The sequence below is a fragment of the Pelomonas margarita genome, from assembly GCF_043555875.1.
Lineage (GTDB): Bacteria > Pseudomonadota > Gammaproteobacteria > Burkholderiales > Burkholderiaceae_C > Pelomonas > Pelomonas margarita.
The window spans coordinates 315,947-325,711 of the sequence record NZ_JBIGHW010000006.1 but is presented as its reverse complement, the minus strand read 5'-3'; the positions used below and the strand labels follow the sequence as shown (position 1 = coordinate 325,711).

The window sequence follows — 9,765 nt, the reverse complement described above, 5'->3', positions numbered from 1 at the left end:
GCGGCCTGATGGGTGCCAATGCCGACCCATCGCGTCAGCCGCTGCTCCGCACCTCATAACCGCGCCCTGCTCGCCGGGCTCACCCCGCCAGTGAGTTGCGTGGAAATGTATTTTGCAGGTCTGACTACGAAGCCTTGACGGATGCCGACCGCCTGCTGGCGGCGTTCGTTGTTGCTCCCATTGCCGACGACAGCGTTTTGGGCGTAGGCGTCCGCCCAAGTCACCTTGAAGTCCGGTGGCCGGACTTGGATGCTTGTGTCCACGACAAACGATGCGTGGACACATGGACACAACAGATTTGAGCGCGGGAGATCTGACGACACCTGCGGGGCGCAGCTGGCGCCGACACTCGGCCGAGTTCAAGGCACGAGTCATCGAGCTGGCTCGCCAGCCCGGCGTTTCGACGGCAGCAGTGGCCCTGGCCAATGGCCTCAACACCAACATGCTGCGCCGCTGGGTTCGGGAGGCTGACGAGTGCGTGCCGAGCAGTGCACACAAGGATGCGGCGGCGGTGCCGGCGTTCGTTCAACTGCCAATGCCGCAAGGGGTGCCGCCTGCCTTGCCCCCCGCAACGGTGCAAGCGCCGAGCCGCATCTCCGTGGAGATCCGCCGTGGCAGCACCACGGTGCAGGCTGAGCTGCCACTGGACGCGCACAGCGCCGCCTGGCTGCGCGAGGTCCTGGGTTGATTCGCGTCGACGCGGTCTGGCTGGCCGTGCAGCCCCTGGATATGCGACTCGGTACTGAAGCAGCATTGGCCCGCGTGGTCGGCATCTTCGGTGCCGCGCATCCCCATCACGCCTACCTGTTTGCCAACCGGCGCGCCAACCGCATGAAGGTCCTCGTGCACGACGGTATCGGCGTGTGGCTCGCGGCCCGGCGGCTCAACGCCGGCAGGTTCGTGTGGCCACTGGACAGTGCGAGCACGCTGAGCCTGACGCGCGTGCAGCTCGATGCGTTGGTGCTGGGCCTGCCGTGGCAGCGCCTGGGCGAGGCCGGCATCATCTGTACGATCTGAGCGTAGCTGCCCGAGGTCGGGCAATTGCCGGATATGCCGATGCGCTGAGTCGCTGCCTTGGGCACCATGGCTGTCCATGATCAGCGCGCAGCAACTGGACGCCTTGGACCCGCAGACGCGGCAGGCCGTGCAGTCGCTGCTCGCCCAGGTCCAGCAGCGTGACCACGAGATCGCCTTCAAGCAGGCGCTCATCGACAAGCTCACGCACGAGATGGCGATCCTGAAACGGATGAAGTTCGCTGCCACCAGCGAGCGCTTCGCCAGCACCCTCTCGCCCGAGCAGAGAAGCCTGCTGGAGGAGACGCTGGACACCGACATCCATGAGCTCGACGGCGAGCTGCAGCGCCACCGCAAGAAGAGCGACAAGACGGACGAGAAGCAGCAACCGAAGCGCGCCCAGCTTCCCGCCCACCTGCCGCGTCGCGACGTGCCGCACGAGCCGGCGGATACGACCTGCGGCTGCGGCCAGGCCATGCAGCGCATCGGCGAGGACGTGGCCGAGAAGCTGGACTACCAGCCCGGCGTGTTCACCGTCGAGCGCCATGTGCGCGGCAAGTGGGTCTGCAAGTGCTGCGAGCGCATCGTGCAGGCACCGGTGCCGGCCCACGTGATCGACAAGGGCATCCCTACCACCGGCCTGCTGGCCCACGTGCTGGTGGCCAAGTTCATGGACCACTTGCCCCTGTACCGGCAGGAGGCCGTGTTCGCACGGGCCGGCCACGTGATCGCCCGCTCGACGCTGGCGGAGTGGGTGGGCGCCTGTGGCGCGCAGTTGCAGCCGCTGGTGCAGGCCCTGGCCGACGAGCTCAGGCGCCACATGGTGCTGCATGCTGACGAGACGCCGGTGGCGATGCTCAAACCCGCTGGACAACGAGATGGCAAGACCCACAAGGCCTACATCTGGTCGTACTGCACGCCCAGCACCAACCCCGTCAAGGCGGTGGTGTTCGAGTTCAGCGAGACCCGCAGCGGCAAGAACGTCCGAGACTTCCTGCGGCTGGAGACGCCCAACGCCTGGAAGGGCACGCTGGTCACCGACGGGTTCAGCGGCTACTCGGCCTGCGTGGACAAGGGCGTGACGTCGGCACAGTGCATGGCGCACAGCCGCCGCAAGTTCCATGAGCTGTGGGCCAACCACGGCAGCAAGGTCGGCGAGCAAGCGCTGCGCTTCTACCAGGCCTTGTTCCGGATCGAGCGTCAGGCCGAGCCGCTCACCGGTGAGGAGCGACAGCGGCTGCGGCAACGCAAGTCACGCCGGGTCCTCGCTGTGTTCCACCGATGTTTGCTCAGGCAGCGACAACTGGTGCCGCCCGGCTCGGCCACCATCAAGGCCATCGACTACAGCCTGAAGCGCTGGCAGGAGCTCACGCACTTCGTGAGCGACGGCGACGTGCCGATCTCGAACAATTGGGTCGAGAACTAGATCCGCCCGATTGCTCTCGGAAGAGCGAACTGGCTCTTCGCCGGCAGCCTGCGCGCCGGCAAGCGGGCTGCGGCCATCATGAGCTTGCTGCACTCGGCTCGCATCAACGGGCACGACCCGTACGCCTACTTCAAGGACGTGCTGGATCGCTTGCCGACTCACCCCGCCAGCCGCATCGACGAGCTGCTGCCGCATCGCTGGTCACCGAGCTGAGCCTCCTCGTCGTCGGACGATTCCTATCCCCGGTGTCCGGGGATGGGAATCTGCATGGGTCCCCGGACTGCAACGGTCAAGGTGTGTTCGCCGCGCGCTTACTTTTGGGCGCGCGGGGTAGGCGCTGGAAGTAGGCACGCTGGGCCTCCTGCGCCCCGGCTGCTTCGGACTGCTGCTGCCCTCGTTCCGTGGCGGTGCCGACGCGCTGCGGGTGAGGGAATACGGCGTCGAGGCGATGAAGTCCTGACACCTGCCGGGAAAGCTGGTTGGCCGCCCGGCGTTTCGTCGTGCCGGTGGCGCGGCTGACGACGTGGTGCCACGACACGGGCCAGCCCCATGCCTTGGGGCATCCAGCGGGCTGACGGTGATCCGCTGGGCTTGGCCGGCCTGTGTAGCGAGACGATCGATGCCAGTGGCACACCAGTCGCAGCGTTCTGCGTGCTGACCCTGGGGGCGGCGGGGTGCCCAGTTTTTGGCCGACTGGTGCCACCGATGTGGCAGGAGCCGCGCACGCCGGTAGTCCTGGGCGGATGCCGAGCGGGTGCTGCCGCGCCTGCTGGCCGAACTGATGAGCGCCGGCCCGCTGGAGGCGAGCGATCCAGCCTCACAACGCAGGTCTGCTGGTGTGTGCGTGGCGGAGCTGTTCTAAGGGGCGGGCTGGCTGCCAGTGCAGGCCCGCCAGCGCCGTAAGGCGCGCCGCCGCGTGACGCGGCCGCGGGTGGTGATCCGTGCGCCCGGTGGCCGGCGCCTGTTCGCCCGAGGCTGCTCAAGCTTCCCGGCGCAGCGCCGGGAACAGGATGACGTCGCGGATCGACGGGCTGTCGGTGATCAGCATCATCAGCCGGTCGATGCCGATGCCGCAGCCGCCGGTCGGGGGCATGCCGTACTCCAGTGCGCGGATGAAGTCGGCATCAAAGTACATCGCCTCCTCGTCGCCATCGTCCTTGTTGGCCACCTGGGCCTGGAAGCGCGCGGCCTGGTCTTCGGCGTCGTTCAGCTCGGAGAAGCCGTTGGCGTATTCGCGGCCGGTGATGAAGAGCTCGAAGCGCTCAGTGATCTTGGGGTCGGCATCCGACGCTCGGGCCAGCGGCGACACCTCGACGGGGTAGTCGATGATGAAGGTGGGCTCCCAGAGCTTTTCTTCGACGACGGCCTCGAACAGGCCGAACTGCAGCTCTGCCAGGCTCCAGCGGGCCGGCGCCTGTTCGCCGGCGGCGATGATCTTCGCGCGCAGCACGTCGGCGTTGTCGGCCTCTTCACCGCTCAGACCGGCGAACTGGATCAGCGAGTCGCGCACCGACAGGCGCGTGAACGGCTTGTCCAGTGCGACCGGCTTGCCGGCGTAGGTGAGTGCAGCGCTGCCCGTCGCGGCAATCGCGGCGTGGCGCAGCACGGCTTCGGTGAAGTCCATGATGTCGTGATGCGTCCAGTAGGCCGCATAGAACTCCATCATCGTGAACTCGGGGTTGTGCCGAACCGAGATGCCTTCGTTGCGGAAGTTGCGGTTGATCTCGAACACGCGCTCGAAGCCGCCCACGACCAGGCGCTTCAGGTACAGCTCCGGCGCGATGCGCAGGAACATCTCCTGGTCCAGCGCGTTGTGGTGAGTGATGAAGGGCTTGGCGTTCGCGCCACCCGGGATGGGGTGGAGCATGGGCGTTTCGACCTCCAGGAAGCCGTGGTCCACCATGAAGCTGCGGATGGCCGACACGCCCTGGCTGCGGGCGACGAAGCGCTTGCGGGCGTCCTCGTCGGTGATCAGGTCGACATAGCGCTGGCGGTACTTCTGCTCCTGGTCGGTCATGCCGTGGAACTTGTCCGGCAGCGGGCGCAGGCTCTTGGTCAGCAGGCGCAGCGTCGTGACGGCCACGGACAGCTCGCCGGTCTTGGTACGCATCAGCGTGCCTTCGGCGCCCAGGATGTCGCCCAGGTCCCAGTGCTTGAACGCGTCGTAGACCTCGGCGCCGACGTTGTCGATGGTCACGCGCAGCTGGATGCGGCCGGTGGCGTCCTGCAGCGTGCAGAAGCTGGCCTTGCCCATCATGCGCTTGAGCATCATGCGGCCGGCCACGCTGACCTTCACGCCTTGCGGCTCCAGCTCCTCGTTGGGCACCTGGCCGTACTGAGCCTGCAGCGGCTCAGCGCGGTGCTGGGGCTTGAAGTCGTTGGGGAAGGGCACCGCCGTCGCAGCCCGCAGCGCGGCCAGTTTGGCGCGGCGCTCGGCGATCAGTTGGTTGTCGTCGGCGGCGGGGGGGGTAGGGGTCGTGGTCATTGCGGGCCTTCAGTCGAACCATCGATTCTAGAATCTCGCGCCCCCTATGAGCCTGACGCGCGCCACTCTCACTCTTCTTGCCGGCAGCGCGCTGGCCCAGGCCCTGCCGCTGCTGCTGGGGCCGTGGATCGCGCGGCTGTACACGCCGGCCGAGTACGGGCAGTTCTCGCTGCTGTGGACAGTGGCCAGCAACCTGGCTGTCGTCGGCTGCGCGCGCTACGAGTTCGCGCTGGCGCTGGAGACGGGCGACAAGGGCGCTGCCGCGCTGCTGGCGCTGTGCCTGCGCGTGCTGCTGGTGATGACAGCAATGGCCATCCTCGTCGGTGCGGCATGGATGCTCTGGGCCGACCTGTCGGTCGCCGCCGCGTTGCCGCTGGCCGTGCTCGCGCTGGCGGCCAGCCAGGCGCTGGCGCAGTGGGCGGCGCGGGCGGGTGAGTTCGCCACGCTGGCCCGGGCGCGCGTCGTCCAATGGGGCGGAGGTGCCGTGGGGCAGGTGGGCTTTGGTCTGCTGCAGGCCGGCCCGTGGGGGCTGGTGGGCGGCGCCACACTGGCCACTGCGGCGGCGGCGATGCTGCAGGCCCGGCCCGCGCCGACCGGCGGCTGGCGCGGGCTGCTGAGGCCTCAACCGTTGCGTCAGATGGCGCACAAGCACCGCGACTTCCCGCTGCTGAACACGCCGCATGCGTTTGCCGGCGCACTGCAGGACACGCTGGCCATCGCGCTGCTGACGGCCTGGCTGGGCGCGCCCGAGGCGGGCGCGTGGGCGCTGGCGCTGCGCTACCTGAAGGCGCCGGCGTCGCTGGTGGGCGGCTCGCTGTCGCAGGCGCTGTACCCGAGGCTCACGCAGTCCACGAATCTGGCCGAAGCCCGCACGCTCGTGCGCCACAACCTGCTGCTGCTGGCCGCCATCGCGTTGCCGCTGATGGGGGGGCTGCTGGCCTTCGGGCCGTGGTTGTTCGCCACCGTCTTCGGCCCGCAGTGGCGCGGCGCCGGTGAGCTGGCGTGTTCGCTCGCGCCCTACATTGCGCTGCACTTCATCGCGTCGCCGCTGTCCGTCGTGCCCATGGCCTGGGGCGCGCAGGCCTGGGCGCTGAAGCTGGCGCTGGTGGGGCAGGTGATGTTCGTTGCTGGCCTGGCCGCCGGGCTGCACTTGGGTGGCCTGGCCGGGGCGGGCTGGGGCGTGTCGGCCGCGATGCTGTTTTACTTTTGCTATTTCTTCTGGGGCCTGCTTCAGCGGGCGCCAGCCAACAAGGAGATGCCGTGAAGGCAAGCCTGGCAAGGCGTGCGTGGCAGCCGATCAAGCGCCTGGTCTCGCGCCTGTGGGGGCCGCGCATGGTGGGTGGTTTCGTGCGCGGTGACGGTGAGTTCCTGCCGCACACGCGGCTGAGCAACAGCGCGGTGGTGTTCGCCCGCGAGCAGTTGGACGTGGGAGACCATGTCTTCATCGGCCACTTCAGCGTGCTGGACGCGACCTATGGCCTGCGCATCGGCGAGGGCTGCCAGATCGGCTTCTTCACGGGCGTGTTCACCCATTCCAGCCATGCCGCCATTCGCTTGTACGGCCGCGAGTACGTCAAGGTCGCGGACAAGCAGGCCTACTTCACTGCACCGGTGGAGATCGGGCCTTACTGTTTTGTCGGTGCGCATGCCACGCTGCTGCCCGGCACGCGTCTGGGCAAGGGCTGCCTCGTGTCGGCCTACAGCCTGGTGCAGGGCGAGTTCCCGGATTACGCCATCCTTGCCGGGCAGCCGGCCAAGGTGGTGGGAGACACCCGCAAGCGCGACGCACAGTTGCTGCGCCAACACCCGGAGCTGGCGGTGCACTACCAGGCCTGGGCTGGGGAGTTGCCATGAGCGGGCCGTTGTTGGGCGGCGGCCTGAAGCTGGTGCTGATCGGCGACGGCGAGAGCCCGCATCTGCTGAAGTGGGCCCGCGCGCTGAAGCCACGGGTGCAGCTTTATGCGATCTCGTCGCGCGGCTTCCTGCCCGAGTTTCTGCAGCTGCTGCCCGACGCGCAGCGGCTGGCGCTGAACACCGAGCCCGACCATGGTGGCGGCAATGTCGCGCTGATCAAGCAGCTGCCGCGCATGGGCCAGTGGCTGGCCGCCGTGGATGCTGACTGGCTGCATGCGCATTACCTGACCTCGCACGGCTCGCTGGCCTGGGCGGCCAAGCTCGGGTGGCGGCTGCGCGCGCAGATCGCCGGCTCGGCCTGGGGCAGCGACATCCTCGTCACGCCGCAGCGCGGTGGCGCCTGGCGCTGGATGACGAAGAAGGTGCTGCGCCATTGCGCGCTTGCCACGTCCGACTCGCTCTACATGACCGAGCGCATGCGCGAGCTGGGCGCGGGTGAGGTGATGACCTTCCCGTTCGGCCTGGAAGCCCTGCCCAAGCAGAACGCGAAGAAGCAGCCCTGGCTGTGCTTCGCGAACCGGGGCCTGGAGCCGATCTACCGGCCTCAACTCGTCATCGACGCGTTCGCGCGCATCGCCGCCGGGCAGCCCGAGGCCCGCCTCGTGGTGGCCAATGACGGCTCGCTGCGGCAGGCCCTCGAGGCCGACGTGTCGGCACGCGGCCTGGCGGACAAGGTGACGTTCGTGGGCCGGCTGGACGCGGCGGCGCAAGCGGCCCATTACGCCCGGTCGACGTGGTTCCTGAGCCTGCCCGAGAGCGACTCGGTGTCGGTGTCGGTGCTGGAGGCCATGGCGCATGGCTGTGTGCCGCTGCTGTCCGAGCTGCCGGCCAACCGCGAGGTGATCGGCGACTCCGCGCGCGGCCTCATCGTCGGCGCGCTGGAAGACCTGCCGGCGCGCCTGGCCGCCCTGGACGCAGCCAGGCTCGGCCCCATCAACCGCGACTGGGTCGCCGCAAACGGCCTTTTCGAGCCGCATGTGCAGCGCTTCCTGACCCGCCTGAAGGAACTTACCCCGGCATGAGGCTGCTGCTTGTCAACCACTATGCCGGCTCGCCCCGCCATGGCATGGAGTTCCGGCCCTACTACCTTGCCCGCGAGTGGGTGCGGGCCGGGCACGAGGTCACCATCGTGGCCGCGTCCTACTCGCATGTGCGCGCCGTGCAGCCCGAGGTGCCGGGTCAGCCGGTCGAGGAGCTCATCGACGGCATACGTTACCGCTGGCTGCCCACGCCGCAGTACGCCGGCAACGGCGTGGGCCGGCTGCGCAACATCCTGTCCTTCCTGCGCCAGCTGCGCGCCGATGCGTGGCGGCTGACGCGCGAGATCCGGCCCGATGCGGTCATCGCGTCCAGCACCTACCCGATGGACATCTGGGTGGCCAAGAAGCTGGCCAAACTCGCCAAGGCCAAGCTGGTCTACGAGGTGCACGACCTCTGGCCGCTGTCGCTGATCGAGCTGTCCGGCATGTCGCCGCGCCACCCGTTCGCCATGATGTGCGGCAAGGCCGAGGCCGATGCCTACCGCGATGCCGACGTCGTCGTCTCCATGCTGCCCTGCGTGCATGAGCACATGGCTTCGCGGGGCCTGGACCTGCGGAAACTTCATGTCGTGCCCAACGGCTTCGCGCCTGAGGAATGGCAGGGTGAGACCGCGCCTCTGGGGGCGGCGCTGCAGGCTCATCTGGACGCCGAGCGCGCTGCGGGCCGCGTGGTTGTCGGCTATGCCGGCTCCATGGGGCTGCCCAATGCGCTGGACGTGCTGCTGGACGCGGCGGCCCGCGTGAAGGACGCGCCGCTGAGCTTCGTGCTCGTCGGCAGCGGCCACGAGGCTGCCCGGCTGGCCGAGCGCGCGACGGCCGAAGGGCTGGCGAACGTGCGCTTCTTCGCGCCCATCCCGAAGGCGCAGATCCCGACGTTGCTGGGCCACTTCGACATCGCCTACATCGGCTGGCAGCGCACGCCCATCTACCGTTTCGGCATCGCGCCCAACAAGCTCATCGACTACCTGATGGCCGGGCGCGCCGTACTGCATTCGGTCGAGGCGGGCAATGATCCTGTGGCTGAAGCGGGCGCGGGCCTCACGGTGCCGCCCGAAGACGCCACGGCTGTTGCGCAGGGCCTGTTGAAGCTCGCGGCGCTGACCCCCGCCGAGCGCGCCGCGATGGGCGAGCGCGGCCGCGCCTTCGCGATGGCACATCACGCCTTCCCCGTGCTGGCGGCACGCTTCATCGAGGCCTTGCGATGAGCGAGCTCGACGCCATTGCCCAACGGTACGCCCGACGTGATGCGGGCGACCGCTACAGCCTGCTGCGCCCGGAGGTCTGGCAGATGTGGCAGGAGCGCCAACGCGCGCTGCTGAAGCTGCTGGTGCAGCGGCCGGGTGTGCCGGCCGACTGGCGCGCCACGGAGGTTGGCTGCGGCGCTGGTGGCAACCTGCTGGACCTGCTGCGCCTGGGCCTGCGGCCCGCGCACCTGACCGGCATTGAATTGCTGCCGGAGCGTCTCGCGGCGGCCCGTGCCGCCTTGCCCGAGGGCGTGCGCCTGCTGGCCGGCGATGCCGCGAGCGCTGACGTCGCCCCCGAGAGCCAGGACTTGGTGCTGCAATCCACGGTCTTCTCGTCCATCCTCGACGACACGCTGCAGCAGCAGGTGGCTGACGCCATGTGGCGCTGGCTCAAGCCGGGCGGTGCCGTCGTCTGGTATGACTTCACCGTCAACAACCCGCGCAACACCGACGTGCGCGGCGTGCCGCTGGCGCGCGTGCGCGAGCTGTTCCCGCACGGCCACTTCACGGCGCGCCGCGTGACGCTGGCGCCGCCGCTGGCGCGTGCGCTGCCGGCGGCCTATGCGCTGTTCAACCTCGTGCCATGGCTGCGTACCCACCGCCTGGTCCTGATCGAGAAGCGCTGATGCGCGAAAATCCCGC

Annotated in this window: 8 protein-coding genes and 1 pseudogene; 8 read left to right on the top strand and 1 reads right to left on the bottom strand. The window is 68.9% G+C overall.

All coding sequences use genetic code 11. From position 1 onward, the window contains the following. Nucleotides 1–283 precede the first annotated feature (283 nt). From tnpA to tnpC, 3 genes and pseudogenes are all read left to right on the top strand, one after another. Nucleotides 284–688, top strand: coding sequence for an IS66-like element accessory protein TnpA (tnpA, locus tag ACG0Z3_RS13610; protein ID WP_394398231.1), 405 nt, complete (start codon nt 284–286; stop codon nt 686–688). Beyond that, the gene (gene tnpB / locus ACG0Z3_RS13605; RefSeq protein ID WP_394398229.1) at nt 685–1,017 is read left to right on the top strand and encodes an IS66 family insertion sequence element accessory protein TnpB; all 333 of its coding nucleotides are present in this window, start codon (nt 685–687) and stop codon (nt 1,015–1,017) included. Before tnpA ends, tnpB begins: the two co-directional genes overlap by 4 nt. A gap of 76 nt (nt 1,018–1,093) precedes the next feature. Further along, a pseudogene (gene tnpC / locus ACG0Z3_RS13600) lies at nt 1,094–2,653 on the top strand (IS66 family transposase). Nucleotides 2,654–3,419: 766 nt separating this feature from the next. Here tnpC and lysS read toward each other — a convergent pair. Continuing rightward, nucleotides 3,420–4,925: a lysine--tRNA ligase gene (gene lysS, locus ACG0Z3_RS13595; protein WP_394398227.1), complete on the bottom strand. Its 1,506-nt coding sequence runs from the start codon at nt 4,923–4,925 to the stop codon at nt 3,420–3,422. Between the two features lie 46 nt (nt 4,926–4,971). Here lysS and ACG0Z3_RS13590 point away from each other — a divergent pair, with 46 nt between their 5' ends. From ACG0Z3_RS13590 to ACG0Z3_RS13570, 5 genes are read left to right on the top strand one after another with little or no spacing between them, the layout of a single operon-like run. Further along, a complete protein-coding gene (locus tag ACG0Z3_RS13590) occupies nt 4,972–6,189 on the top strand; it encodes a lipopolysaccharide biosynthesis protein (protein ID WP_394398225.1) in 1,218 nt (405 codons plus the stop codon). Beyond that, nucleotides 6,186–6,779 carry an acyltransferase gene (locus ACG0Z3_RS13585; RefSeq protein ID WP_394398223.1) on the top strand — a complete coding sequence of 198 codons (594 nt, stop codon included), beginning with the start codon at nt 6,186–6,188 and terminating at the stop codon, nt 6,777–6,779. The genes ACG0Z3_RS13590 and ACG0Z3_RS13585 overlap by 4 nt, the downstream gene beginning before the upstream one ends. After that, the gene (locus ACG0Z3_RS13580; protein WP_394398221.1) at nt 6,776–7,861 is read left to right on the top strand and encodes a glycosyltransferase; all 1,086 of its coding nucleotides are present in this window, start codon (nt 6,776–6,778) and stop codon (nt 7,859–7,861) included. The genes ACG0Z3_RS13585 and ACG0Z3_RS13580 overlap by 4 nt, the downstream gene beginning before the upstream one ends. Next, nucleotides 7,858–9,084, top strand: coding sequence for a glycosyltransferase family 4 protein (locus ACG0Z3_RS13575; RefSeq protein ID WP_394398219.1), 1,227 nt, complete (start codon nt 7,858–7,860; stop codon nt 9,082–9,084). The genes ACG0Z3_RS13580 and ACG0Z3_RS13575 overlap by 4 nt, the downstream gene beginning before the upstream one ends. Further along, the gene (locus tag ACG0Z3_RS13570) at nt 9,081–9,749 is read left to right on the top strand and encodes a methyltransferase domain-containing protein (protein WP_394398217.1); all 669 of its coding nucleotides are present in this window, start codon (nt 9,081–9,083) and stop codon (nt 9,747–9,749) included. The genes ACG0Z3_RS13575 and ACG0Z3_RS13570 overlap by 4 nt, the downstream gene beginning before the upstream one ends. The last annotated feature ends 16 nt before the right edge of the window (nt 9,750–9,765 follow it).